The organism is Streptomyces macrosporus (genome assembly GCF_039533145.1).
GTDB classification, from domain to species: Bacteria; Actinomycetota; Actinomycetes; order Streptomycetales; family Streptomycetaceae; genus Streptomyces; species Streptomyces macrosporus.
On the sequence record NZ_BAAASZ010000017.1, the window covers coordinates 168,537 to 193,379 of the forward strand.

21 protein-coding genes and 2 pseudogenes are annotated in these 24,843 nt (G+C 73.1%); 15 read left to right on the forward strand and 8 right to left on the reverse strand.

Annotated elements, in window-relative coordinates; genetic code table 11:
• Nucleotides 1-71: 71 nt before the first annotated feature.
• Both ABD335_RS09230 and ABD335_RS09235 read left to right on the forward strand, forming a co-directional pair.
• Complete coding sequence (locus tag ABD335_RS09230) at nt 72-1,304, forward strand: FUSC family protein (RefSeq protein WP_344321648.1); 1,233 nt, start codon at nt 72-74, stop codon at nt 1,302-1,304.
• A gap of 141 nt (nt 1,305-1,445) precedes the next feature.
• Entirely contained in the window at nt 1,446-2,453 is a 1,008-nt protein-coding gene (locus ABD335_RS09235; RefSeq protein ID WP_344321649.1) for a sigma-70 family RNA polymerase sigma factor, read from the forward strand.
• Here ABD335_RS09235 and ABD335_RS09240 read toward each other — a convergent pair.
• Entirely contained in the window at nt 2,361-2,741 is a 381-nt protein-coding gene (locus tag ABD335_RS09240; protein WP_344321650.1) for an STAS domain-containing protein, read from the reverse strand. The genes ABD335_RS09235 and ABD335_RS09240 overlap by 93 nt on opposite strands.
• Nucleotides 2,742-3,184: 443 nt before the next feature.
• Between ABD335_RS09240 and ABD335_RS09245 the strand changes: the two genes are divergently transcribed.
• The 4 genes from ABD335_RS09245 to ABD335_RS09260 all read left to right on the forward strand — a co-directional run bounded on the left by ABD335_RS09245 (nt 3,185) and on the right by ABD335_RS09260 (nt 5,842).
• On the forward strand, nt 3,185-3,625 hold the full coding sequence (locus ABD335_RS09245; protein WP_344321651.1) for a VOC family protein: 441 nt from the start codon (nt 3,185-3,187) through the stop codon (nt 3,623-3,625).
• Nucleotides 3,626-3,853: 228 nt separating this feature from the next.
• Entirely contained in the window at nt 3,854-4,603 is a 750-nt protein-coding gene (locus tag ABD335_RS09250) for an SDR family oxidoreductase (RefSeq protein WP_344321652.1), read from the forward strand.
• Between the two features lie 5 nt (nt 4,604-4,608).
• The gene (locus ABD335_RS09255) at nt 4,609-5,043 is read left to right on the forward strand and encodes a hypothetical protein (protein WP_344321654.1); all 435 of its coding nucleotides are present in this window, start codon (nt 4,609-4,611) and stop codon (nt 5,041-5,043) included.
• A 115-nt stretch (nt 5,044-5,158) separates the two neighbouring features.
• Nucleotides 5,159-5,842, forward strand: a complete 684-nt coding sequence (locus ABD335_RS09260) for a DUF6766 family protein (protein ID WP_344321655.1) — start codon at nt 5,159-5,161, stop codon at nt 5,840-5,842.
• Between the two features lie 61 nt (nt 5,843-5,903).
• Here the strand turns inward: ABD335_RS09260 and ABD335_RS09265 are convergent.
• The 3 genes and pseudogenes from ABD335_RS09265 to ABD335_RS09275 form a co-directional block, all read right to left on the reverse strand.
• Nucleotides 5,904-6,594 (reverse strand): annotated as a pseudogene (locus tag ABD335_RS09265) (MerR family transcriptional regulator).
• Between the two features lie 81 nt (nt 6,595-6,675).
• Complete coding sequence (locus ABD335_RS09270) at nt 6,676-7,602, reverse strand: alpha/beta fold hydrolase (RefSeq protein WP_344321656.1); 927 nt, start codon at nt 7,600-7,602, stop codon at nt 6,676-6,678.
• A 169-nt stretch (nt 7,603-7,771) separates the two neighbouring features.
• Nucleotides 7,772-8,443 carry a DUF4230 domain-containing protein gene (locus ABD335_RS09275; protein WP_344321657.1) on the reverse strand — a complete coding sequence of 224 codons (672 nt, stop codon included), beginning with the start codon at nt 8,441-8,443 and terminating at the stop codon, nt 7,772-7,774.
• Nucleotides 8,444-9,306: 863 nt separating this feature from the next.
• Here ABD335_RS09275 and ABD335_RS09280 point away from each other — a divergent pair.
• The 7 genes from ABD335_RS09280 (at nt 9,307) to ABD335_RS09310 (ending at nt 16,318) form a co-directional block, all read left to right on the forward strand.
• On the forward strand, nt 9,307-9,960 hold the full coding sequence (locus ABD335_RS09280; protein ID WP_344321659.1) for a DUF4360 domain-containing protein: 654 nt from the start codon (nt 9,307-9,309) through the stop codon (nt 9,958-9,960).
• Nucleotides 9,961-10,444: 484 nt separating this feature from the next.
• On the forward strand, nt 10,445-11,119 hold the full coding sequence (locus ABD335_RS09285; protein ID WP_344321660.1) for a DUF4360 domain-containing protein: 675 nt from the start codon (nt 10,445-10,447) through the stop codon (nt 11,117-11,119).
• 453 nt (nt 11,120-11,572) lie between these two features.
• Nucleotides 11,573-12,475 (forward strand): LysR family transcriptional regulator, encoded by a 903-nt coding sequence (locus tag ABD335_RS09290; RefSeq protein ID WP_344321661.1) that lies wholly within the window; start codon nt 11,573-11,575, stop codon nt 12,473-12,475.
• 260 nt (nt 12,476-12,735) lie between these two features.
• Entirely contained in the window at nt 12,736-13,437 is a 702-nt protein-coding gene (locus ABD335_RS09295) for a hypothetical protein (protein ID WP_425583601.1), read from the forward strand.
• Nucleotides 13,424-13,711 (forward strand): BON domain-containing protein, encoded by a 288-nt coding sequence (locus tag ABD335_RS09300; protein ID WP_344321662.1) that lies wholly within the window; start codon nt 13,424-13,426, stop codon nt 13,709-13,711. The genes ABD335_RS09295 and ABD335_RS09300 overlap by 14 nt, the downstream gene beginning before the upstream one ends.
• Entirely contained in the window at nt 13,708-14,478 is a 771-nt protein-coding gene (locus tag ABD335_RS09305; protein ID WP_344321664.1) for a metallophosphoesterase family protein, read from the forward strand. The genes ABD335_RS09300 and ABD335_RS09305 overlap by 4 nt, the downstream gene beginning before the upstream one ends.
• A 52-nt stretch (nt 14,479-14,530) precedes the next feature.
• The gene (locus ABD335_RS09310; protein WP_344321665.1) at nt 14,531-16,318 is read left to right on the forward strand and encodes a RecQ family ATP-dependent DNA helicase; all 1,788 of its coding nucleotides are present in this window, start codon (nt 14,531-14,533) and stop codon (nt 16,316-16,318) included.
• A 43-nt stretch (nt 16,319-16,361) separates the two neighbouring features.
• Here the strand turns inward: ABD335_RS09310 and ABD335_RS09315 are convergent, their stop codons facing one another.
• A complete protein-coding gene (locus tag ABD335_RS09315) occupies nt 16,362-17,147 on the reverse strand; it encodes a VOC family protein (protein WP_344321666.1) in 786 nt (261 codons plus the stop codon).
• 163 nt (nt 17,148-17,310) lie between these two features.
• Nucleotides 17,311-18,120, reverse strand: coding sequence for an SDR family oxidoreductase (locus ABD335_RS09320; protein ID WP_344321667.1), 810 nt, complete (start codon nt 18,118-18,120; stop codon nt 17,311-17,313).
• A 203-nt stretch (nt 18,121-18,323) separates the two neighbouring features.
• On the opposite strand from ABD335_RS09320, the pseudogene ABD335_RS09325 reads away from it, so the two are divergent.
• Nucleotides 18,324-18,575 (forward strand): annotated as a pseudogene (locus ABD335_RS09325) (chaplin); the annotation flags it as partial.
• A 443-nt stretch (nt 18,576-19,018) separates the two neighbouring features.
• Here ABD335_RS09325 and ABD335_RS09330 read toward each other — a convergent pair.
• Nucleotides 19,019-19,945 (reverse strand): LacI family DNA-binding transcriptional regulator, encoded by a 927-nt coding sequence (locus ABD335_RS09330; RefSeq protein ID WP_344321668.1) that lies wholly within the window; start codon nt 19,943-19,945, stop codon nt 19,019-19,021.
• The gene (locus ABD335_RS09335; RefSeq protein WP_344321669.1) at nt 19,946-22,429 is read right to left on the reverse strand and encodes a glycoside hydrolase family 2 protein; all 2,484 of its coding nucleotides are present in this window, start codon (nt 22,427-22,429) and stop codon (nt 19,946-19,948) included.
• 201 nt (nt 22,430-22,630) lie between these two features.
• Between ABD335_RS09335 and ABD335_RS09340 the strand changes: the two genes are divergently transcribed.
• Entirely contained in the window at nt 22,631-24,838 is a 2,208-nt protein-coding gene (locus ABD335_RS09340) for an alpha-galactosidase (RefSeq protein WP_344321670.1), read from the forward strand.
• Nucleotides 24,839-24,843 lie beyond the last annotated feature (5 nt).

Consider the following 24,843-nt stretch of genomic DNA (forward strand, 5'->3'; position numbering starts at 1 on the left):
GGGACGGAAGATCACCCGAACGTTGGGAGGACAACCGGTGTCGATCCGCTCCGCACGGGGAGGGACAGCACGTGCCTGATGTTCCCTCGCCCGTGGCCGAACTCGTCAGGCGGCGCAGGGAGCCCGCGGTCGTCCAGGCTCTCCGTTCCACGGCCGCCGCGACGCTGGCCTACGTGGCCGCCCTGTGGCTGCTCGACGTCCGGGCCCCGCTGCTGGCCCCGCTGACCGCGCTGCTGGTCGTCCAGGTCACCCTCTACGCCACGATCACCAGCGGCATCACCCGGGTCAACTCCGTGGTGGCGGGCGTCACGGTCGCGGTCGTCTTCAGTTCGCTGGTCGGTCTGAGCTGGTGGAGTCTGGGTCTGATCATCCTGGTCTCCCTGGGCATCGGTCATCTGGTGCGGGCGGGCGACTTCATCAACGAGGTCGCGATCAGCGCCATGCTGGTCCTGGGGGTGTCCCACGCGACCGACCTGGCCCTGGCCCGGGTGTTGGAGACCCTGATCGGCGCGGCGGTCGGGCTCCTGTTCAACTTCTTCTTCGTGCCCCCGGTGTGGGTGCAGCCCGCCGAGGAAGCGCTGATGGACCTGGCCGAACGGATGCGGCGGCTGCTGCTGCACCTGGGCGAGTCGCCGGGCTCCCACACGCCGGTGCACCGTGCCGCGGCGCGGCTCCAGGAGGCGCGGCGGCTGGACAACGACATCGTGCAGGTCGACCGCGCCCTCGTCCAGGCGGAGGAGAGTCTGCGCCTCAATCCCCGGGCCAAGGAGCCCCTGCTCTCCCGGGTCGTGCTGCGGACCGGTCTGGACACCCTGGAGATCTGCACCTCCGTGCTGCGGTCGGTGTCGCGGTCCCTGACCGATCTGGCCGTGCACCGCAGGGACGAGCCGCTGTTCCCCTCGGACGTCGCCGAGGTCCTGGAGGAGCTGTTCGGACATCTGGCCGAGACCGTGCGCAACTTCGCCGTCCTGGTCACCAGCCCGTTGAGCAGCAGTTCCGAGGAGGCGGAGGAGCGGCTGGCCCGCGAGCTGGAAGCCGGCCGCATCAGCCGCGAGAAGGTCGCGCACCTGCTGCTCGACCGCGTCAAGGGGCACCCGCGCCAGTGGCACCTGCAGGGCGCGCTGCTGGCCGAGATCGACCGCCTGCTCGACGAGTTGGACGTGGAGAAACGTTCCACCCGTCTGGCCGAGGAACTCGACCGCTACACCCGCGAGGCGCGGGAGCGGCACCCGATGCTGTACGAGCTCAAGCGGCGGCTCCGGCTGCCCCTCGGCCCCCGCCGCCGTCGCACGGCCGTCCGGTAGGCGGGGTCCGGCGGGCTTCCCCCGCGGCCGACCGCCTCCGGAACCGCTTCCGGGGGCGATTGTCAGTGGCCGGTGGTTTGCTGGGCAGTGGTCGGCCGCGAGGGAGCGGCCGTGCACAGTCCAGGCCTACAGGGGGACTCGATGGGTGACGTCGCGACGACGGAGAGCGCCAGGAGCGCGGCGACGCGCGAGTCGGCGGAAGGGAAGCTGGAGCGGCACCGGAGGGAGCTGACGGGCTACTGCTACCGGATGCTGGGATCGGCATTCGAGGCGGAGGACGCCGTCCAGGAGACGATGGTGCGCGCCTGGCGGGGCCTGGACCGGTTCGAGGGCCGGTCCTCGCTGCGGTCGTGGCTGTACCGCATCGCCACCAACGTGTGCCTGGACATGCTCGGGAGCAGCGCGCGGCGCGCCCGCCCCATGGACCTGTCGTCCCCGGGCGGGGCGGAGTTGCCGCCCGGGCCGGCGCTCCCCGAGACCACCTGGATCGAGCCGATGCCCGACGGCAGGATCCTCGGGGACGGAGGCGATCCGGCCGAGACGGCCGTGACGCGGGAGTCGGTGCGGTTGGCGTTCGTCGCGGCCCTCCAGCACCTCGCGCCCCGGCAGCGGGCGGTGCTCATCCTGCGCGAGGTGTTGAACTGGAGGGCGAGCGAGGTCGCCGAACTGCTGGACACCACGGTCGCGTCGGTCAACAGCGCGCTCCAGCGGGCGCGGGCGACGCTGGCCGCGAGCGACGTCACCGCCGACGGCGGGACGGACGGGATGGACGAGGAGCAGCGGGTCCTCCTGGCCCGCTACGTCCGCGCCTTCGAGGCGTACGACCTCGACGCCCTCACCTCGGTCCTCCACGACGACGCCACCCTGTCGATGCCGCCCTACGAGCTGTGGCTGCGCGGCCACGCCGACATACGGGCGTGGCTCGTCGGGCACGGCGCCGGCTGCCGGGGGTCACGGCTGGTACCGGTCACGGCGAACGGCTGCCAGGGCTTCGGCCAGTACCGGCCCGCCCCGGACGGTGGTTTCACGCCCTGGGCGCTCCAGGTCATCGAGGTGTCAGGGGGGCGGATCACCGGGATCAACGCGTTCCTGGACACCGCCCGGCTGTTCCCGCTGTTCGGCCTGCCCCCGCGGCTCGACCCCCGCTGAGCCGGCCGGGTCCGGCGCGGCCGCGGCGCCCACCTCCTCGTCCAGCCCCGTCCAGGCGAGCAGGCGCCGCAGGTCGCCGTCGGCGCGGCCCAGCCGGATCCGACGGCCGCGGCGGAGCGCGGTGAGTTGCAGCCGGGCCAGGGCCTCGACCGTGACCAGGTCCGCTGCGGAGCACTCGCCCACGTCCACGGTGACCGGATCGGCGCGGGTGCCGCTCAGCAGGCGGCCCAGACGCTCGCAGAGCGCGGGGATGTCGGCGCGGGTGATCGGCCCGTCGACGGCGAGCACGAGCCCCGCCGGCTCCGGGCACGGTCGGCGACTCTTCGGACGGGGGGTCCGCGGTTCCTCGTGAGCGGCCAAGGCCGGCCTCCTGTCGTGGGCGTCGTCAGGAAGGACCGGCCGGGCGGGCGAAACTCATCGCCGCCCGCGCGGGCACCGGCACCGACGGTGACACGGGATGCCCCACGGGTGACGGCGCGCGAAGCGGCGGTGGTGGAGCGATGAGTTCTCCACCGCCGCACCGTCCACCCTGTGCGGGCCGCTTCCGGCGTCGCCGCCCGGAACGGGGGTTCCGGAGCGTCCGGCGGTCGACGGCGGGAGCGGCGGACCACGAACGACGACTCCACGGAGAACCGCGGAGAACCCCAGAGAACCCCAAAGAACCGCAGAGAACCACAGAAAACGGCAGAGATCCCCGGGAAATCCCGGGCCACAGCAGGAAAGAGGCTTTCATGTCGAAGAAGCTCTTCGTCAACCTTCCCGTGAAGGACCTGAAGCGGTCGACCGACTTCTTCACCGCGCTCGGCTTCTCCTTCGATCCGCGGTTCACGGACGACAAGGCCGGGTGCCTGGTCATCGGCGACGACATCTACGCCATGCTGCTGACCGAGCCGTTCTTCAGGACCTTCACCCCCAAGGGCGTCGTCGACGCCTCCTCCGGCACCGAGGCCATCCTGGCGCTGGGCGTGGACAGCAGGGAGGAGGTCGACGAGTTGGCGGACAAGGCCCTGGCCTCCGGGGGCTCGCCCGCGAACGAGCCCGCCGACCAGGGTTTCATGTACTCGCGCAGCTTCCAGGACCCCGACGGCCACCTGTGGGAGGTCTTCTACATGGACATGGCCGCCGCGCAGGAGGAGCAGAAGGAGGAGACCGCCACGCAGGGGCAGCGATGATCTCCGGGTGACTCCGGCCCGGTCACCGCTCCCCGTTCGCCCGCCCGGCCGACCCTCCGGGGTCGGCCGGGCGGTTGTCCCTCCGCGCCCGGGTGTACGGCCGTTTCCGCCCTCGTCACGGGGGCAGGGCAGCCATTCCGCCCCCACGGCCCCGGCGGCCGGACGTGTGCCGCCGGGCACGGGCGGACGCGACAGCGGTCGAGGCGACCGAGCCAAGGAGGGAACGCCGTGAACGGTTCTGCGCATGTGGACCTGACGGGCAGACGCGCGCTGGTGACGGGGGGCGCCCGCGGGTTGGGCGCCTCCGTCACCCGCCGCCTGGCACGCGCCGGGGCCGCGGTGCGGGTGGTGGACGTACGGCGCGAGGAAGGCGAGAAGTTCTGCGCCCGGCTGAGCGAGGAGGAGGGCGCGGACGTGCGGTTCCTGGAGCTGGACGTCCGCGACTCCGAGGCGGTCGCGGCGGTCTTCCGCCGACTGGACGAAGCCTCGTGGGCGTTGGACGTCCTGGTCAACAACGCCGCCGTGGACGTCTCCAAGCCGATCGAGCACCTGTCCGCCGAGGAGGTCACCCGGGTGATCTCCACCAATCTGCTGGGCCCGATGTACCTGTGCCTGGAGGCCTATCGGCGCATGGTGGCCCGCGGCGGCGGACACATCGTCAACATCCTCTCCACGGCGGCGAACCGCACCTGGACGGAGGCCGGCCCCTACTCGGCGGGCAAGTCCGGGCTACGGGCCTTCACCCACACCCTCTTCAAGGAGGCGCAGCGCGACTGCCCCGGCATCGGGATCACCGGGGTGATCGCGGGCGGCATGGAGACCCCGTTCGTGACCGAGCGGTTCCCCGACGCCGACACCTCCAAGCTGCAGAGCCCGGACGTGGTGGCGGACGCGGTCATGTGCGCGCTGGCGGTGCCCGAGGGCAGCGTGATGTCCGAACTGGTCGTGGTGCCGCGGAGCGAGCCCTCCTGGCCGTGAGAGGGGTGACCACGGTGGGTCCGGCACGGCGCGCCCGTCGGACGGCGGTGGCGGCCGTGGCGGCCGTGGCGGCCGTGGCGCTGGTCTGCGGCTGCGGCGCGTCCCGGGAGCGGATCGACGGCGCCTCGGCGGCGGCGTCCTCCTTCGCCGAGGCGGCGCGGGCCGGTGACGGTGCCGCGATGTGCGCCGTGCTGGCCCCCGAGACGGAGCAGGAGTTGGAGCGGTCCGAGCGGACCGCCTGCGACGATGCGGTCGTCGAGCAACACCTGCCCACCGCCGGCCCGGTGGAGAGGGTCGACGTCCACGGCCGGCAGGCCATGGCCGTGTTCGAGGACGACACCCTGTTCCTGTCCCGGTTCTCCTCCGGCTGGAAGGTCGTCGCCGCCGGCTGCACCCCTCGCCCGGGCCGGCCGTACCAGTGCCGGATCCAGAGCGGGTGAGGCGGAATGAAGGCGCTGTTCGCGCTCTGCCTGCTGCTGGTGCTGACCGGGACGCTCTGCTTCATCGCGGTCGGACTGATGCAGCGATGACCCCTCGTCACCGCCCGGAGGAGGTGTGCCGGCCGTGCGCCGCTTCCTGCGCGACAACAGCCTGACTCTGGCCTTCCTGGTCGGCTTCCTGGTCGTCCTGGTGGCCCAGGCGTTCGCCGGGCAGGCCGAGTTCAACAGCCAACTGGTCTCCGAGGGGCTGGAGCCGATGGGGTTCCGGTCGTACGTGACCTCCTCGGACTTCGCCGTGGACGTCACCGAGAACTGGCAGTCGGAGTACCTGCAGTTCTTCCTCTACATCTTCGGCACCGTCTGGCTGGTCCAGCGTGGCTCGCCCGAGTCCAAGGAACTGCACAGGATCGGCGTCGAGTCCGACGAGGAGCAGCGGATCGGCGAGCACGCCCGGGAGGACTCTCCCCGCTGGGCCGCCGACCGCGGCTGGCGGGGCCTGGTGTACTCCCGCTCCCTGGGGTTGACCATGGGCGGCATCTTCCTGCTCACCTGGCTGGCCCAGTCCGTCACCGGCGTGGCCGCCTACAACGAGCAGCGGTTGCGGGGGCTCCAGGACCCCGTCGGCTGGGGCCGGTACCTGGCCTCCGCCGACTTCTGGGCCCGCACCCTGCAGAACTGGCAGTCCGAACTGCTCGCCGTCGCCTCCATGGTGATCTTCTCGGTCTACCTGCGGCAGCGCGGCTCCCCGGAGTCCAAGCCCGTCGGCTCCCCCCACCACGCCACCGGCGTCGAGGGCTGAGGGCGCCGGCGCGTCCCGCCCGCCGCGGCGAGGGCGGGCGGGACGCGTCGGGCCGGGCGGATCAGGCCGGGACGATCGGCTCCTGGAGTTCGGTCACCCACTCCGCGGTGCCCTCGGGACACTCCAGGTACAGCTCCCGCGCGTAGCCGGCCGAGCGGTGGCCGCTGGTGTCGATCCAGCGGGTCAGGGCCTGGGCGGTGGGCAGGACCTCGTCCATGGAACCGCGGTGGACGGATGCCCGGCCCCGCCGGGGCGATGCCCGCGCGCTCCAGGCGGCGGCACAGCTCCTCGTACAGCGGCCGGATGACCGGGCCGATGTCCTCGGGCTGGTAACTGTCGGCGGTGGCGGTCAGTTCGGCCACCCGGACGGGTGGAACGCTCTTGACCACGACGTCGTCGGTGGGCATGTGTCCCTCGCTCTCGATCGACCGGAGCCTCGCCTCGACCCGGGCCGGCCGCGCGCCGGCGACCGCCACGGCCTCCTCCGGTTCCGCCCGGCGCAGCCGGAGCATCCCGCGCAGTTCCTCGGTGCCCACTTCCTCGTCGAGGATGGACTTCACCTGGCGGAGGGTGAAGCCGAGGTCCTTCAGGGCGATGATCCGGTTGAGTCGGGCGAGCTGTGCCGCCGCGTAGAAGCGGTAGCCGCCGGCCGGGTCGACCCGGGCCGGGCGCAGCAGTCCGAGCGCGTCGTAGTGCCGCAGCATGCGGATCGACACGCGGCCGTGTTGGGCGAAGTCTCCGATGGTGAACATGGTGCTTCCCAGTCCAGGACCTCACACGGTGTCATGGTCAAGGCCCCGGTTCCCGGACGCGGGACGAGGAGGGCGGGGGCGTCAGCCGACCGGTCCGGAGGCGGCGGAGCGGTCGGGAGCGTTCCCGGCCGTACGGTCGCCGGCTCGGGCGGCGTTGCGGGTCACGGCGTCGACGATCTCGGGCCAGAGCGGTTCGGGGAGGTCGTGCCCCATGCCGGGGATCACCATCAGTTCGGCGCCGGGTACCGCCGCGGCCGTCGCCTCGCCGCCGCTGCGGTCGATGAGGGGGTCGTCGGCGCCGTGGACGACCAGGGTCGGGACCGTGACGGCGCGCAGGCGCGGCGTGCGGTCGGGCGAGGCCAGGATCGCGGCGTACTGGCGGGCGAAGCCGTCGGGCCGGTGGGAGCGGTCGTAGGCGGCGGCCGCCCGCTCCCGCAGTTCCTCGACGGGGGTCGGGTGGGCGGGGGAACCGATGACGGCGGCGGAGCGCACGGCCCGCTCCACGGCCTCCTCCCGGGTGCGGGCCGGCGGTGCGGTCAGCACGGCCAGCGCCTCCGAGGTGGCCGTGCCGATCGAGTGGTCCCCGGTGGTGGACATGATCGAGCACAGCGAGAGGACCCGGTCCGGATGGTCGATCACGAGTTGCTGGGCGATCATGCCGCCCATCGACGCCCCGACGACGTGCGCGGCGTCGACGCCCAGGGCGTCGAGCAGCCCCGCGGCGTCCCGGGCCATGTCGGCGAGGCGGTAGGGCACCGTGGAGGCGTCGCCCGCCAGGATGGCCTCGATGTCCGGCGGCGGGCAGTCGTCGAGGAAGGTGGACAGGCCGCAGTCGCGGTTGTCGTACCGGATGACGTGGAAGCCCCGCTCGGCGAGGGCGCGGCAGAACTCCGGTCGCCAGACGGTCATCTGCGCGCCCAGCCCCATGATCAGCAGCATGGCCGGACGGTCCGGGTCCCCGAAGGTGTCGTACTCCAGTTCCATCCCGTTGGACAGGGCGCGCGGCATGGTGGTCCTCCTGGAAGACGGCTGTGGGCGATCGGCCGGACAACCGCTTCCTACCGGCCGGTCGGTACGATAGCCGGGCCGCCGTCCCCGGGGAACAGGGCCGGAACCCCTCCGTTCGGTCCCGGCCGTTCGATCAGGGCCGTTCGGTCCCGCCCGCCGGTTCCGTCCGTCACCTCCGTTCGAAGACCACGGAGATCCGCTCGAAGCCCAGGGAGCGCAGCAGGTTCTCCAGCATCTCCTCGGTGTTCCGCTCGGCCCGCGCCGTCAGGCCGCTCTCCCGTGCCGCCTCGTCGATGCGCCGCACGGCCAGCCTGTGCACCTCGCGCTCGTCGCCCGGATTGTCGGAGAAGGCGTCGCCGAGCCGGTCGAGCAGGCCGCGTTCCTTGGCGACGGCGTACGAGCGCTCGACGTCCAGCGCGGGCTTCTCCAACCGGGCGCGCGGCAGCCTGACCGTGGCGCTCCTGCGGTCGTCCGTGACCGTGACGGCCTTCTCGTCCAGGCCACCGAGGTCCACGTACGCGCCGACGCTGCCCGTACCGACGAACAGCGTGCGGCTGCCGCGCACCGCGTCCGGCAGGAACTTGGCGTCCTTCTCCAGGTCGACGACGACCTGGAAGGTTCCGGAGGCGCCCTCGTAACGGCTCATGTCCTTCAGGGACTTCAGCAGCGCGGGGCCGGTCCGGTCCTCGGTGCGGGTGGCGAAGGGGTTCAACGAATCCGGAAGCAGACGCAGTTGACCGGCCAGCAGGACACCGGCCGCCAACAGCACCACGAGCACCGGGACGAGGAGCAGGGCGAACCACCGGGAGGAGGGTGAGGACCTGCGGGCGGAGCGGGCCATCCGGCGTGCACCTCCGAGGCGATGAGGGGGGCTTCCCTCCCCCGTGTTCCCGGAAACCGCCGTTCCAAGGGGGCGGACCGCGGGACGGAGGCGGCCGTGCCGACGCGCCTGCCGTTCCCCACCGCCGGCGACGCGGCGGTCTCTTCGGGGCCGGGCGGCTTTTCGCCCGACTCCGGTCCGGCCGGCCGGAATTCACGGGTGGAAAGCTCTTCGCCGGCCGTCGGGAAGGAGCGGGAAGGAGGGGGCGGGGCACCGTCCGGTACCCGACGAGCCGACTACCGGACGGGGTGCCCGTTTCCCGGGAACGGCTCCGCGCATTCCGCGCCGGAAGACCGACGGAAAGCCGGAAGAAATCTCGGAACGCCCCTTCGCGGGAAACTCCCGCGGGTTCCGGTTCGCATGACGGATTGGGTGGCACGGCCACGGGGGTTCCGTTTCGGACGTGTTCTCCGAGCGTTGTCCCAGACCTTGCCCGACCATCTTCCGCTCCTTACCTTGGGAGCGCTCCCACCCCCTTGATGGGTCGGCAGGAGACCAGGCCGCGGACGACCGTCTGGTCGAGCGACACCGTCTCGCCCTCCCGCCCCACGGACGCACGTCCCGTTCACCCGCACCGGCCCGCCGGGCGCGTGGATCGCTCCGGTCGCGACCCGACCGGACCCGCGCCCGCGCGAGCGCACGGCACCGACGACCGCGTCCTCGCCGAGCGGTCGCCTCCGTCCGCCGGGAACACGCCGCCGCGTCCGACCCCGCGGAGGAGTTCCGGGAGCCCGGATGGCAACACCCGCACATCCCACGCCCGTGGACCGGCGGAGTCGGAACCGCTCTCCTCCTCCGCGCCCACGACGAACGATTGGAGAGTCATGTCCGGAGTCTTCCTCGCCGGCGGAGCGGCCGCGGCGTTGCTCGCCTCGGCCCTGGCCGGTCCCACCCTGGACCTGGAGACGCCCTCCACGGTCCCCGCCGAGAAGATCCAGATCGGCATCAACACGGTCAACGGTTCCGGTTGCCCGGCGGGGACGGCGGCCGTGGCCGTCGCCCCCGACAACACGGCCTTCACCGTGACCTACAGCGACTACCTCGCCCAGGTGGGCGTGGGCGCGTCCCCGACCGACGCCCGGAAGAACTGCCAGCTCAACCTCGGTGTGAAGGTCCCGCACGGCTTCACCTACGCGATCGCCGGCGTCACCTACCGCGGATACGGCTACCTGGAGAACGGCGCCACCGCCCTGCAGAAGGCGCAGTACTACTTCCAGGGGTCGGCGCAGACGGCCTCGTCGTCGCACGGCTTCGCCGGACCGTTCGACAGCAACTGGCAGACCACCGACAAGACCGAGGTCGGCGAACTGGTGTGGGCCCCCTGCGGCGTGGAGCGGAACTTCAACATCAACACCGAACTCCGGGTCGACGGCGGCGACTCCAACGTCAAGGAGACCACCAGCTTCATGACCATGGACTCCACCGACGGTGCCGTCAGCACCGTCTACAACATCGCCTGGAAGAAGTGCGACGGCTGATCCGCGCGGTCCGCGCGTAGCCGTGTCCGGACCCTCCGCCGGCGGGCCCTCCGCCGGCGGGAGGTGCACCTCCCCTGGGGAGGGTCGAACCCGGTTCCGGGCAGGCCGCCTTCCGGACGTCCCGGGCCGGTGACCGGCGCCGATCGCCACGGCGCCCGGTCGTCCGCCCCGACGTCCCGGAGGAAGCCCCGCCCGGACACGGAGAACCGAACGGAGCGGGCCGTCGTCCCCGCGCCCGGCCGGCCGTCGCCGTCGAGGCGTCGAAGGCCCGCACCCGCCCCCGTGGCCTCCGGGACCGTGCGGCGGTACCGGGGCACACGGGGGAGTCCGTCTCTCGGATCCTTTCCTCCGCACCGCACCACGCGCGTTCGGCGTTCGGTGTGCGTTCCGACGGCGCGGTACGCGCGAACCGGCGAGTTCCACTCGGCAAACGCGTCGGATTTCCCTTTTCCGTCGCGCTCCACAGACGATCGATTGGAGAACCATGTCCGGAGCACTTGCAGCGGGAAGTGCGATCGCGGCGTTATTCGCCTCGTCCTTCTCCCCGAACGTCATCGCCACGCCTCCCTACTTCGAGGACGCGCCGACCGACAGAATGGTGATCGAGGTCGTCACCGTCAACGGCTCGGGCTGCCCGCTGGGAACGGCGGCCGTGGCCGTCGCCCCCGACAACACGGCCTTCACCGTGACCTACAGCGACTACCTCGCCCAGGTGGGCGTGGGGGCCAAGCCCACCGACTTCCGGAAGAACTGTCAGCTCAACCTGGCCGTGCGCGTCCCGCAGGGCTTCACCTACGCGGTCGCGAGCGTCACCTACCGCGGATACGCGTACCTGGAGAACGGCGCCACCGCCACACAGAAGGCGCACTACTACTTCCAGGGGCAGGAGCAGACGAACGAGGGTGTCCACCCGTTCAACGGGCCGTTCGACGACAACTGGCAGACCAACGACGTGACCGAGATCGGCGCCCTGGTCTGGGCGCCGTGCGGCGAGCTGAGGAACTTCAACATCAACACCGAGCTCCGGGTCAACGCCGGGACCTCGAACACCAAGGAGACCACCAGCTTCATCGCGATGGACTCCGCCGACGGTTCCGTCAACACCACCTACCAGCTCGCCTGGAAGAAGTGCCCGACCGACGGCGGGGGCGGCGCGTGACGCCTCCCTCCCGGCCGGCGGCGGGGACCGCGGTCCCCTGACCGACGGCGGGGTGCCGCGCCCGGCGGGCGCGGCACCCGTGGGCCGGCGGGCGCGGACGGCCGCCGCCGACTCACGGGGCGCGCAGCGGAACGGACCGGCCCGTCCCCGGTCCACGGGGGTCCGGGCGCCCGCGCACGGCGATCCGGACCCCCGTCTCGTCCACGACCCGCACCTGCAGGGAACCGCAGGCGCACCGGGTCCACACCGTCTGTCCCGTGGACGTCCGGTGCCGGGAGACCACCCGGACCGGCTGCGTATCCGGCCATCCGCAGTGTGGGCACCGGCTGGTCATCTCGGCTCCTCCCCTTCCCCCGGCCCTTTCTCCGGGCCGCTGTCACCGACCAGGGTGGAGGCCGTGAACATTCCATGTCCAGGTTGACTTTCCACTCCGAACCGTTAAGCGTGAACTACATGATCGACCTGCGTCGCCTCCGCGTCCTCAGGGCGGTGGCCCACTACGGAACGGTCACCGCCGCCGCGCGGGCCCTGCACTTCACGCCGTCGGCCGCGTCCCAGCAGATCCGGCAGCTCGGGCGCGAACTGGGCGTCGACCTGCTGGAGCCGCACGGCCGCCGGGTGCGTCTCACCCCCGCGGCGCGGACCCTGCTGGCGCACGCCGACGCGATCGAGGCGCGCTGGGAGCAGGCCGAGACCGAACTGCGCGCGCAGCACGACGAGCCGGCGGGCCCGCTGCGGGTGTGCGGCTTCCCGGTCGCCGTCTCCACGCTGCTCGCCCCGCTGGCGGCGACCCTGCGCGACCGTCATCCGCGGCTGACCGTGCGCATCCTGGAGACGGAGCCGCGCGCCGGCTTCGACCTCCTCTTCGAGCGGGAGGCCGACCTCGCGATCGTCGAGGCCGCCCCCACCACCCCGCCTCCGAACGACGCGCGGTTCGACCAACGGCCGCTGCTGGACGACCCCTTCGACCTCGTCGTCCCCGACACGCACCCGCTCGCCCGACGGCGCCGGGTGGACCTCGCCGAGGCGGCCGACGCGGAGTGGATCGTCCCGCTGCCCGGCAGCACCTGCCACGCCCACACCCTCGCCGCGTGCGGCGCGGCCGGGTTCGCCCCGGCCGTCGCGCACCACGCGCTGGCCTGGGACGCCATCGCCACGCTCGTCGCGCACCGGCTCGGCGTCGCGCTCGTGCCGCGCCTGGCGCACCTCCCGCCGCACCTGCCCGTCGTCCGCGTGCCCTGCGTCGGGAACCCCAGCCGCAAGCTGCTCACCTGCACCCGCCGCGGTGGGCACGGGAACCCCGCCGTCGCCGCCGCGCTGGAGGAGTTGCGGCGCATCGCCCCGACCGTCGTCTGAGCCCCGCCCGAACCGTCCGAACCGTCCTCTCCGTCCCCACGGGCCCGTACCGCCGGTATCCGTCGGTATCGAACCGCCGGCGGCGGGTACCGGTGCTGTCGTGGAAGGCCGCCGGACCTCCGGCCGGACGCCGGGAGAGCCGGGGCCAGCACTCGCGAGGCCACCGTGCCGCCGCGCACGCGACACCGCTGCCCGGCGACCCGGCGACCCGGCGACCCGGCGGCGGGGAACGACGAGACGACCTGGAGATCGGAGTGACTGTGACGGAGCACCCGGGCGAGACGGTACCGGCGGAGCGGAGCGCTCCCCCCGGCCCGAGCCCGGCAGCCGGCCCCGGCGGAGGGCGGGACCGCCGGGAGTCCGACGAGATTCACGGGGACCTGCCCCCGAATCTCACCCAGGCCATCCTGGAGGCCACCAAGCAGGTGGCCACCCTGCTCAAGGCCGCGGGCCACCCCTTCGCGCTGGCGGGCAGCGTGGCCGTCTACGCGCACGGCGGCCCCGACAACCTCCAGCACGACGCCGACTTCTGCATCCTCCCCGAGGACGCCGAGGCGGTGGCCGCCACGCTGCGGAAGGCCGGGCTGGAGGTCTACACGCCGCCGGAGGACTGGCTGATCAAGGCGAAGTGCCTGGGCCAGGACATCGACCTGATCTTCGAGCTGGCGCGGCAGCCGGTGACCCGCGAACTGCTCGGGCGGGCCGAGCAGCTCTCCGTGGAGTCGGTCCACATGCCCGTGCTGGCCGTGACCGATCTGGTCGCCAGCCTGCTGAACGCCTTCACCGAGCACCACTGCGACTTCGGCGCCGTCCTGCCGATCGCGCGGGCCCTGCGGGAGAAGGTCGACTGGGCCCGGGTGCGGCGCGAGTGCGGATCGGCTCCGATGCCCGACGCCTTCCTCTACCTGCTGGAACGTCTGCAGGTCATCGAACCGGAGGAGAACTCCCATGACGGACCGTGAGACGCACCGGGCGAGCCCCCCGGAGAGCGCCGGTGCCACCGAGTACCGCATCGCCCACCTTCAGGAACGCCTCGTCCACGAGGAGATCGCCGAACAGGGCATGCGCATCGAGGCCCGCGGCGGCACGGTGGTGGTCACCGGCACCGCCCCCACGAGCGAGTGCCGCGACACCATCGAGCGCGTCGTACGGGAGGAACTGGCCGACGTACCGGTACGGACCGACATCGTCGTGGCCGACGCCACGGCTCCCGACCGCTCGGAGGAACTCGCATGATCCGCATCGCAGCCGTCGGTGACATCCACATGGGGCCGGACAGCAGGGGGGTGCTCCGGCCGGCCTTCGAGACCCTCCACGAGTGCGCCGACCTCCTGCTGCTCGCCGGGGACCTGACCCGGCACGGCACCCCGGAGGAGGCCCGGGTCGTGGCCGACGAGGTCTCCGGACTGCCGGTGCCGGTGATCGCCGTCCTGGGCAACCACGACCACCAGGACGAGCGGCCGGAGGAGGTCGCCGCCGTCCTGCGGGAAGCGGGCGTGACCGTCCTGGAAGGCGAGGGAACGGTCGTCGACGTGGACGGGACCGCCGTCGGCGTCGCCGGCACCAAGGGCTTCGGCGGGGGGTTCGCCGGGCGCAGCGGCAGCGAGTTCGGCGAGCGGGTGATGAAGGACTTCATGCGCCACACCCAGCGCTGCGCCGAGGGCCTGCGGACCTCCCTGGAGGAGCTGCGGGACCAGGGGTGCGCCGTGCGCGTCGCCCTGACGCACTTCTCCCCGGTGCCCGACACGCTCGCCGGGGAACCGCTGGAGATCTACCCCTTCCTGGGCAGCTACCTGCTGGCCGAGGCGGCGGACACCGCCGGCGCCGACCTGTTCGTGCACGGACACGCCCACGCGGGCACCGAGCGCGGCATCACCAGCGGCGGCGTGCGGGTGCGCAACGTGGCGCAGCCGGTCATCCGCCGCGCCTTCGCGGTGTACCACCTGGAGCCCGGGACGGACCGTCGGCGCGAGGCCGACGCCCTCGTCGAGGCGTCCCGCTGAGGCACCTCGCCGAGTCCGGGCCCGCGCCGGAGCCCACGAGAGGAGAACGGCCATGTCCGACGCTTGCGAGTCGGCCGGCACCGGCGCGGACGTCGACCCCACCCTCGCCCGGCTCGGGCGCGTCGCCGCCGACGTCTTCGGCTGGGACGAACTGCGCCCGGGCCAGGCCGAGGCCATGCGGCAGGTGCTGCGCGGCAGGGACACCCTGGTGGTGATGCCCACCGGCGCGGGGAAGTCCGCCGTCTACCAGGTGCCCGCGGTGCTGCTGCCCGGCCCCGCCGTGGTCGTCTCGCCCCTCGTCGCCCTCCAGCGGGACCAGGTGGAGGGCCTGTCGGAGAGCGACGCCCCCGACGCCGTCGCGGTCAACTCCGACCAGGCCGCCGGGGAGACCGCCGAGGCGTGGCGCGCCGTCCACGAGGGGGACGCCGAGTACCTCCTGCTCTCCCCCGAGCAGCTCGCCAAGGACGAGGTGGTGGAGCGGCTGGCGCGCACCGGTCCCTCGCTGTTCGTCGTCGACGAGGCCCAGTGCGTCTCCTCCTGGGGCCACGACTTCCGCCCCGACTACCTGCGCCTGGGGCACGTGGTGGAGCGGCTGGACCGGCCCACCGTCCTCGCCCTGACCGCCACGGCGGCCCCGCCCGTGCGGGAGGAGATCGTCGAACGCCTGGGCATGGCGGACCCCGCCCGGATCGTCGCCGGTTTCGACCGGCCCAACCTCCGGCTGGAGGTGCGCTCGTTCCGGGACGACGAGGAGAAGCGCCGGGCCGTGGCGGAACGGGCCGCCGAGGAGCCGAAGCCCGGCATCGTCTACACGGCCACCCGCCGGGAGGCCGAGGAGTACGCGGCGCGGCTGACGGAGCTGGGCCTGTCGGCCGTCGCCTACCACGCGGGCCTGCGCGCGGCCGAACGCTCCCGGGCGCACGACGCGTTCCTCGACGGCGAACTGGACGTGGTGGTCGCCACCTCCGCCTTCGGCATGGGCATCGACAAGCCCGACGTGCGGTTCGTGCTGCACGCCTCCGTGCCCGGCTCCCCCGACGCCTACTACCAGGAGATCGGCCGGGCGGGCCGGGACGGCGCCCCGGCGTCGGCCGCGCTGCACTACCGGCCCGAGGACCTGGGGTTGCGGAGGTTCTTCTCCGGAGGGCGTCCCCGCACCAAGACACTGGCCGACGTCGCCGCGCGGATCCGACGCCACGGCGCCCCGCTGTCCACCGCCCGGCTGCGCGAGCTGACCGGGCTGTCGGCCAACCGCCTCACCGCCGCCGTCAACCTCCTGGAGGAGGCGGGCGCGGTGACCACCACCGCCGACGGCGAGCTGCTTCCCGCCGGCGACCTCCGTCCGAAGGAGGCCGCCGAGCGCGCGGTCGAGGCGGCGGAGACGCGGCGCAGGCTGGAGCGGTCCCGACTGGAGATGATGCGCGGCTACGCCGAGACCGCCGGATGCCGGCGCCGCTTCCTGCTCGGCTACTTCGGCGAGGAGTACGAGCCGCCGTGCGGCAACTGCGACATCTGCCTGGCGGAGGAGAGGCGCGAGGAGGGCCGCGAGGAGTTCGAGCGCCTCGCGCGGGAGCGCGACGACCACGGCGGGGAAGCGCCGCGGCCGGACGCCGGCCGGTTCCGCACCGGGGCGCGGGTGCTCCACCGGGAGTGGGGCGAGGGGCTGGTGATGAGCGAGGAGGAGGACCGGGTCACCGTCCTGTTCGACACGGTCGGCTACCGCGCCCTGTCGTTGGAGGCCGTGGTCGGACAGGGGCTGCTCACGCTCGCCGACGAGAACGCCGATGGCGCCGGCGGCGCAGACGGCGCCGGCGGAGGCGCCGAGGAGGGCGGGGGCTGACCTCCGGATCGGCCGCCCCGTCCCCGTCCCTCGGGGTCCGTCCTCAGGAACCGGCGCTCTCGAGGGAGAACAGGGCGCCCTGCGGATCGCGGATGACCACCGGCCGCTCCGGCGGCGCGTCGGCGGGCGGGAGCACCACCTCCGCTCCCAGGGACGTCGCCTTCGCCGCCGACGCCTCGACGTCCTCGACGCGGAAGTGGACGTGCCAGTGCGGCCTGATCCGCGGGTCGGGCGCGTCCTCCACCGCCCCTCCGCTCAGCCCCGCCACGGTCTCCTTGTCGATGCGCAGGACCACCCGGTCGTGTTCGTAGCGGATGTCGTAGCGCTCGGGGTCGGCCCGGTCCCAGCCGAACACCTCGCCGTAGAAGAGGGCCGCGGCGAAGGCGTCACGGGTGATCAGCTCCAGCCAGGCCGGGCCGTTGGTCCTGCCGCCCACCCGCCACCCCGGGGTCACCGGGCCCTCCCAGATGCCGAAGATCGCTCCCGCCGGGTCGGCCGCCCACGCCACGCGGCCCGACCCGAACCTGACCGGTCCCACGGCGACGGTGGCGCCGCGCTCCCGCACCCGCCCGGCGACGGCGTCGACGCTGTCGGCGGCGAAGTAGGGGGTCCAGGCGACGAAGGCCCTCAGGCTGTCCCGGGCCTCGCCCATGCCGGCGACCGGCACCCCCTCGGAGAGCGCGATCTCGTACTCGCCGAGCTTCTGCGAGCCCGGCCGGTAGTGCCAGCCCAGCAGTTCGCCATAGAAGTGCTGCGCGGCCTCCAGATGGGGAACCAGCAGGGTGACCCAGCAGGGGGCGCCCTGCGGCGCGTGCGCGGTCTCCGTCACTGCCGATCACCACACTGTGTCTCGTTCGAGCCGGCGGCTCGTGGCGGGCTTGGTCCGTGGCCCGGGAGGGCGACCGTCCGCGGTCTCCTTCCGGGACACCGATGCTGCCCTCTCGCGCCGCCGGTGGAAAACCGGTGTCCACCAACCGGAGCAACGCCGCCGGTCAGGGACGGCGCCAGGAGTCGTCCGGCAGGTGGGAGCCGGCCTGCGGGCCCATCCGCAGCATCCCGCCGTCGACCGCCCACGACGCGCCGGTGACGTAGGAGGCGTCCGGGCCCGCGAGGAAGGCGATCACGGCGGCCACCTCGCGGGCGTCGCCGGGCCGCCCCGCGGGGATGCCGGGCCGGGGCTCGGTGCGGACGTCGGTGTCCTCCTGGCCGGTCATCGGAGTGGCGATCTCGCCCGGGGCGACGGCGTTGACGGTGATGCCGTCCGCGGCCAGTTCCAGGGCCATGACCTGGGTGAGCAGGCCGAGCCCGCCCTTGGCCGCGCAGTAGGGCGCGGCGCCCACCCGCGGCTGGTGCTCGTGGACGCTGGTGACGTTGACGATCCGGCCCCCGCCCCCCTGCCGGACCATGTGGCGGGCGGCGCGCTGCCCGCACAGGAAGGGCCCGAGGAGGTCGACGTCGAGGACCTGGCGGACGGTGTCGAAGTCGAGGTCGAGAAAGGGGGTGGCGGTGCCGGTGCCGGCGTTGTTGACCAGGACGTCGATCCTGCCGAGTTCGGCGACGAGCCGGTCGACGGCGTCCGCCGCGTGGGGAAGGCGCGTGAGGTCCATCCGCTCGATCGCGGCCCGGCGTCCGTGGGCCCGCACCTCCTCCGCCGTCTTCCGCGCGCCCTTCTCGTCCTCGTGCCAGGTGATGCCTATGTCCATCCCCTGCTCGGCCAGGCGTACGGCGGTGGCGCGACCGATTCCCGAGTCCGCTCCCGTGATCACGGCGACGCGGCCTGCGGATTCCTCGTGCGCGTTCATCGAACCTCCTCCGATCGGGTCGGGCCGGCATCCCGGTACCCGGGGGGATTCCCCCGAAACGGTGGGGGTCGTGGGGCGTCGTCACCGGCCCGTTCACCATTCGGCCTAATCGTGGTGACCTCTGGACGGATCGGACGTTGGTCACGGCACCACCGCCGCTAGTCGGGCGGTTGGGCGAATGTTCGCAATAAGGAGTGCTTTCCATGTCGCGTATTGCCAAGGCCGCCGCCGTGACGGCCGCTGCCGGTGCCGTCCTGGCCGGTTCCGCCGGCGCCGCCTCCGCCTACGACGGGGCGCAGGGCATCGCCGCCGGCTCCCCCGGCGTCCTCTCCGGCAATGTCGTCCAGGTGCCGATCGACATCCCGATCAACATCTGCGGCAACACCATCAGCGGCCTCGGCGTGCTGAACCCGGCGTTCGGCAACGTCTGCATCAACGACTCCAGTCGCCACCACCACTACACCAAGTACGAGAAGAACGACCACCACCACCACTACAAGAACGACCACCGCAACGACAAGAAGAACGACCACCGCGGCGACCACCGCAACGACCACCGCAACGACCACCGCGACGACAAGAGGAACGACCACCGCGGCGGCTACAACGGCGGTCACAACGACCACCGCGGCGACCACAACGGCGGTCACAACGGTGGCAAGAAGAACGGCCACAACGACCACCGCGGCGGCCACGACAACCGTCACGACAACCGCCACGACAACGGCAAGAGGAACGGCCACAACGGCGGTCACCACAACGGCTACGGCGGCGGCTACTGACGTCACCGACGCCGACTCCGGGCGGGCGCTCCACCCGCCCGGGACGACGACCTCCGGGGAGGAGGCCCGTGCGGGTCTCCTCCCCGGAGGTTTCGCCGTCCTCGGCGCGGCGCCGGCTACACGGTGGTGGACGGGACGGCGCAGGGCGCCGTACTGCCCCGGGGCACGCAGCGGGCGGTGGGAGACCACCGCTCCGCCACCGGCCTGCCGTCGATCAGCTCCAGCACCGACTCGGCGACCAGCACCCCGTACTGGTGCACGTCCACGCTCATGGTGGTCAGCGGCGGTGAGGCCAGCCGGCACAGGGTGGAGTCGTCCCAGGCGATCAGGCTGAGTCGCTCCGGTACGGCGACGCCCATCTCCTTCGCCGCGCCCAGCCCCGCGACCGCCATCACGTCGTTGTCGTAGAGGATCGCGGTGGGCGGCTCGGGCCGGCGCAGCAGCGCCGTCGTCAGCTTCGCGCCCGCCTCGTCGGAGTAGTCGCCCTCCACGACCACCGGCTCGACGCCGACCGCGCGGCACCCCTCGACCAGCGCCGCGGTACGGGCCCTGGTGTGCAGCAGGTTGGCGGGACCGCTGACCCGGGCGATGCGCCGGTGGCCGAGGTCGAGCAGGTGGGCGAGCGCCTCGCGCACCGGCCCGGCGTCGTCGGTGCGGACCGCGGGCATGGCCGGGCCCCCGCCGCCCGCCGCGGCGTCGGTGCCGTCGGCGTCGTCACTGCCCGCGCCGACGAGGACGGCGGGCAGCCCGAGCTCCCGCAGGACGGGAAGCCGCTTGTCGTCGACGGTGCGGTTGACCACCACGACCGTGTCGACCAGCCCCTGCGCCGCCCACCGGCGGTAGGCGTCGATCTCCGCCTCCTGGGTGGCCACGACGTGCAGCAGCACGGACAGGCCGCGCTCGGCGAGGCGCTCCTCGATGCCCGCGATGAACTCCATGAAGAACGGTTCGATGCCCAGCAGCCGCGCGGGGCGCGCGAGCACCAGTCCGACGGCTCCCGAGAAGCCCGCGCCGGACGTCCTGTCGTGTTCCGAGACGTTCACTCAGTACCGCACCACCGGAGCGCTCAGGGCGTTGGCGGAGCGCAGCACCAGCGGCCCCGTCAGCGCGGCGGGATCGATGTCGGCCTCGGTCCTGACGGTGAAGGACCGCGACTCCCCGGCGAGCATCGGCACCAGCATCTCGTCCACGACGGCGTCGGGCGCGACCCGGTCGGCCAGGACGGCGACGTCGCGCGCGAAGGACGTCGCCCGCACGTCCACCCGGTAGCCGCCGGGCACCGCGACGGCCTCCGCCTTCAGCGGGTCGGGGTCGTAGGCCAGTTCCCGGTCCTCGCGGAAGAGGTGGACGGTGCGTGCGTCCGGTGCGGTCGCCACCAGTACCTCCTCCTGGGCGTTCTCCGGGCTGACCAGGGACTCGGCGGGTTCGATGTGGGTGACCGAACGGGCCGGTACGTCAAGGGAAAGCTTAACGCTCCGCAACGTGACGCCCGAGAACGTCCGCCGCTCCAGGAGCAGCTCGCCCCGCCAGGGCTCGTCGTGGTCGTTGACCGCCATCAGGACCGGGCGGCCGTCCCGGGGCTGCACGGTCAGCAGGCGGGGCGCGTAGGCGTGGCGCAGCCCGTACCACAGCGGCTTGGGGCGCTCGTCGCCGTCGACCGCGGCCCAGGAGGTGACCGGCCAGCAGTCGTTGAGCTGCCAGACGACCGCGCCGGCGGTCCGCGGCCACCAGGAGCGGAAGTGCTCGATGCCGAAGGCGACCGCGCGGGCCTGGTTGAGCTGGGTCGCCCAGTGCCAGTCCTCGAACGTCCTCGGGGTGGGCAGGTGGGGGGCCATGCCGCGGTCGAGCTTCTCGTTGCCCTCCTCGGCCTTCTGGTGGAGCAGGAAGGCGGGCGAGGTGGGGGTCAGCGGATCGTCGTGGATCCACTTCGTCAGGGTCGCCCAGGTCGGCGGGCCCTGGAAGCCGAACTCCGAGCAGAACCGAGGGACGTGGTCGCGGTAGTGGGTGTAGTCGAGCCGGTTCCACACCTCCCACTCGTGGCGGGTGCCGTGGTTCTCGTCGTTGGGGTGGACCCCGTCGACCGGCATCCCGGGGTTGTAGGGGCTGTTGGCGGAGTAGAAGCGGGTCGGGTCGAGTTCGGCCACAATGGACGGCAGCAGCTCGGTGTAGTAGCCCAGGCCCCAGGTGCGGCCCTCCAACTCCTCGGGCCAGCCCCAGTCGCGGAAGCCCCACATGTTCTCGTTGGCGCCGTTCCACAGCGCGAGGGAGGGGTGGGGGGCGAGGCGGACGACGTTCTCGCGGGCCTCGGCCTCGACCTCGCTCCACAGCGGTTCCTCCTCGGGGTAGGAGGCGCAGGCGAAGGGGAAGTCCTGCCAGACCAGCACGCCGCGTTCGTCGCAGACGTCGTAGAAGTCGTCGGTCTCGTAGATGCCGCCGCCCCACACCCGCAGCAGGTTCATGTGGGCGCCCACCGCCTGGTCCACGCGGCGTTCGAGGCGCTCGCGCGTGACGCGGGTGAGGAAGTGGTCGTCCGGGATCCAGTTGGCGCCCTTGACGAAGATCGGCTTGCCGTTGACGACGAGGGTGAAGGGGGTGCCGATCTCGTCGGGGGTGGTGTCCACGGTGACGGTGCGGAAGCCGACGCGGCGCTCCCAGGCGTCCAGCGGCTCCTCGGCCCCGGCCGTCCCCAGGGTGACCGCGAGGCCGTACAGGGGCTGGTCGCCGTGGCCGACGGGCCACCACAGCCGGGCGTCGGGGACGGTGACGGTGACCGTCGCGGCGGTCTCGCCGGCGGGGACGGTGACGCGCTCGGCGCGGCCGGCCACGGTGGCGGTCAGCTCCAGTTCGGTGTCCCGCGCCGGTTCGGAGCGCTCGACGTCGACGTGCACCTCGACGCGGCCGGTGCCGTCGGCGTCCACCGTCACCAGCGGGCGCACCCGCGCCAGGCGGGCGGTGTGCCAGCGCTCCAGGCGCACCGGCTTCCAGATGCCCGCCGTCTGCAGGTCCGGACCCCAGTCCCAGCCGAAGCTGCAGGCCATCTTGCGGACCATGTTGAAGGGGTGCGGGTAGACGTGGGCACGGCGGCCGAGCCGGCGCTCGATCTCCTCGGCGTACTCCAGGGCGGAGCGGAAGGAGACGGTGAGTTCGTGGGCGCCGCCGGCGGCCAGGGCGGCACGGACGTCGAACCGGTGGCTGCGGTGCATGTTGGCCGTGCCGCCCAGCGTCGTCCCGTCCAACGCGATGGTCGCCACGGTGTCCAGGCCCTCGAAGACCAGGTCCACCCGCTCCTCCGGTCCGGCGGCCTCGGTCTCGAAGGCGAGCGTGTACCGCCAGTCGGTGCGGTGCGTCCAGACCAGCTCCTCCTCGGCGCGGTCCAGGTAGGGGTCGGGGATCAGGCCGGCCGCCAGCAGGTCCAGGTGGGCGCTGCCCGGGACGGCGGCCGGGACGGTCCGCCCCGCGACGTGCTCCGGCACGGGGCCCGCGATCGCCGACAACTGCCAGCCGTCGTGCAGGGTTTGGCGGATCATCGGCGCTCACTCCTCGATCGGCTCCGCTGCGCGGAGCGGCAGGTCTGAAGACGGTCCGGGAAGCGGTGGGAAGGACGGCCGGTTCTCCCCGTGGATTTCCTCCTCACCGGCCGAGTATCGTCGCCCGAGATTCTTACGCCACCGAATAAAGTAAGTCAACGGCGCCTCCGGCGCCCGTCTGGCCAGGACGGAGACACCACCGTGGCACCACGTTCCCTCCCCCTCTCCTTCGAGGTGACCCAGCTGCGCGCGGCCGGCGTCGGCCTCGTGCTCGACCTGACCGGCGGCACCCTCCCCCGGGTGCTCCACTGGGGAGCCGACCTCGGTCCGCTCGACCCCGCGGAGCTGCGGGCGCTGAAGCTCGCGCGGGCGCCGCAGCCCATCGGCTTCTCGGTGGACGGGCCGGTCGAGCCGGCCGTGCTCCCCGAACAGTCGGCGGGCTGGCTCGGCACCCCGGGCCTGGTCGGCAACCGCGGCGGGAGGGACTTCTCCACGGCCTTCGCCGTCCGCGAGGCGACCCTGACGGTGCCGGACGCCTCCTCGTCGACGCGGTCCCACTCCTCCAGCGGCGAAGGGGGCGGAAGTGTCACCGTCCGGGCCCACGACGCGTCGGCCGCGCTGGACCTGGAGCTGACGATCGAGCTGACCGCGTCGGGCCTGGTCCGCCAGCGCGCGACGGTCGTCAACCGCGGCCCCTCCCCCTTCGCCGTGGACGCCGTGCACCTCACCCTGCCGGTGCCCGCCGTCGCCACCGAACTGCTGGACTTCACCGGGCACCACCTGCGCGAGCGCAGCCCGCAGCGCACCGCCTTCACCCAGGGGCTGCGGATGCGGGAGAACCGCACCGGGCGCACCGGGTACGACAGCGCCCACCTGCTCGCCGCGGGCACCGCCGGCTTCGGCAACCGCTCGGGGGAGGTCTGGGCGGTGCACACCGCGTGGTCCGGCAACCACCGCACCTTCGCCGAGCGCACCTTCCACTCCGTCTCCCTGCTCGGCTCCGGCGAACTGCTGCTCTCCGGCGAGGTGGAGCTGGCCCCCGGCGAGTCCTACACCACGCCGTGGCAGTACGGCTCGTACGGGAGGGGCCTGGACGAGGTGTCCGCCCGCTTCCACCGCCTGCTGCGGTCCCGCCCGCACCACCCCTCCTCGCCCCGGCCCGTCACGCTCAACACCTGGGAGGCCGTCTACTTCGACCACGACCTGGAGCGGCTGCGCGAGTTGGCGGACGCCGCGGCGGCGGTGGGCGCCGAGCGCTTCGTGCTGGACGACGGCTGGTTCGGCTCGCGCCGCGACGACCGGCGGGGCCTGGGCGACTGGTACGTCTCGGACGAGGTGTGGCCCGACGGGCTGGGGCCGCTGACCGACCACGTGACCGGGCTGGGCATGGAGTTCGGCCTGTGGGTGGAGCCGGAGATGATCAACGAGGACTCCGAACTGGCCCGCGCCCACCCCGACTGGATCATGGCCACGGGCGACCGGCTGCCCGGCGCGGCCCGCCACCAGCAGGTGCTCGACCTCGCCCGTCCCGAGGCGTTCGCGCACATCCTGGAGCGCCTGGACGAGCTGCTGCGCACGTACCCGATCTCCTACCTGAAGTGGGACCACAACCGGGACCTGGTGGAGGCCGGCCACCGGCCGACCGGCCGCGCGGGCGTGCACGGACAGACGCTGGCGGTGTACCGGCTGATGGACGAGCTGCGCCGGCGGCACCCCGGCCTGGAGATCGAGTCCTGCTCCTCCGGCGGCGGACGGGTCGACCTGGAGATCCTCCGGCGCACCGACCGGGTGTGGGTCTCGGACTGCATCGACGCCCTGGAGCGGCAGCGCATCCAGCGCTGGACCAACGCGCTGGTCCCCCTCGAACTCATGGGCACCCACGTGGGCTCCGACACCGCGCACACCACCGGACGCCGCCATTCGATCGACTTCCGGGCGGGCACGGCCCTGTTCGGCCACTTCGGCATCGAGTGGGACCTGACCGCCGCGAGCCCGGCGGACCTGGCACGGCTGGGCGAGTGGGTGGCCCTCTACAAGGAGCTGCGCGGCCTGCTCCACACGGGCACGGCCGTCCACGCCGACCACCCGGACCCGGCCTGCCATCTGCACGGCGTGGTGGCCGAGGACGGCTCGGACGCGGTGTACGCGCTCGTCTCCCTGGCCTCCTCCGAGCTGTACCCGCCGGGGCCGATCGGGCTGCCGGGGCTGGACCCCGACGCCGTCTACCACGTGCGTCCGCAGCCCCCCGGCGACCTGCCCGACGGCAACGCCCACCACTGGGGGGCGCACCTGCCGTGGTGGACGCCGGAGGGGGTCCGCCTGCCGGGCCGGGTGCTCTCCGAGGCGGGGCTCCAGACGCCGGTGCTCTACCCCGAGCGGCTGGTGCTGCTGCGCGCGACACGGGTGTGAGCCGT

Bases quoted from the DNA above. Each gene is read 5' to 3' on its own strand.
- ABD335_RS09235 (WP_344321649.1), top strand. From the start codon at position 1,446: ATGGGTGACGTCGCGACGACGGAGAGCGCCAGGAGCGCGGCGACGCGC.
- ABD335_RS09245 (WP_344321651.1), top strand. From the start codon at position 3,185: ATGTCGAAGAAGCTCTTCGTCAACCTTCCCGTGAAGGACCTGAAGCGG.
- ABD335_RS09270 (WP_344321656.1), bottom strand. From the start codon at position 7,602: ATGCCGCGCGCCCTGTCCAACGGGATGGAACTGGAGTACGACACCTTC.
- ABD335_RS09275 (WP_344321657.1), bottom strand. From the start codon at position 8,443: ATGGCCCGCTCCGCCCGCAGGTCCTCACCCTCCTCCCGGTGGTTCGCC.
- ABD335_RS09280 (WP_344321659.1), top strand. From the start codon at position 9,307: ATGTCCGGAGTCTTCCTCGCCGGCGGAGCGGCCGCGGCGTTGCTCGCC.
- ABD335_RS09285 (WP_344321660.1), top strand. From the start codon at position 10,445: ATGTCCGGAGCACTTGCAGCGGGAAGTGCGATCGCGGCGTTATTCGCC.
- ABD335_RS09290 (WP_344321661.1), top strand. From the start codon at position 11,573: ATGATCGACCTGCGTCGCCTCCGCGTCCTCAGGGCGGTGGCCCACTAC.
- ABD335_RS09300 (WP_344321662.1), top strand. From the start codon at position 13,424: ATGACGGACCGTGAGACGCACCGGGCGAGCCCCCCGGAGAGCGCCGGT.
- ABD335_RS09305 (WP_344321664.1), top strand. From the start codon at position 13,708: ATGATCCGCATCGCAGCCGTCGGTGACATCCACATGGGGCCGGACAGC.
- ABD335_RS09310 (WP_344321665.1), top strand. From the start codon at position 14,531: ATGTCCGACGCTTGCGAGTCGGCCGGCACCGGCGCGGACGTCGACCCC.
- ABD335_RS09320 (WP_344321667.1), bottom strand. From the start codon at position 18,120: ATGAACGCGCACGAGGAATCCGCAGGCCGCGTCGCCGTGATCACGGGA.
- ABD335_RS09335 (WP_344321669.1), bottom strand. From the start codon at position 22,429: ATGATCCGCCAAACCCTGCACGACGGCTGGCAGTTGTCGGCGATCGCG.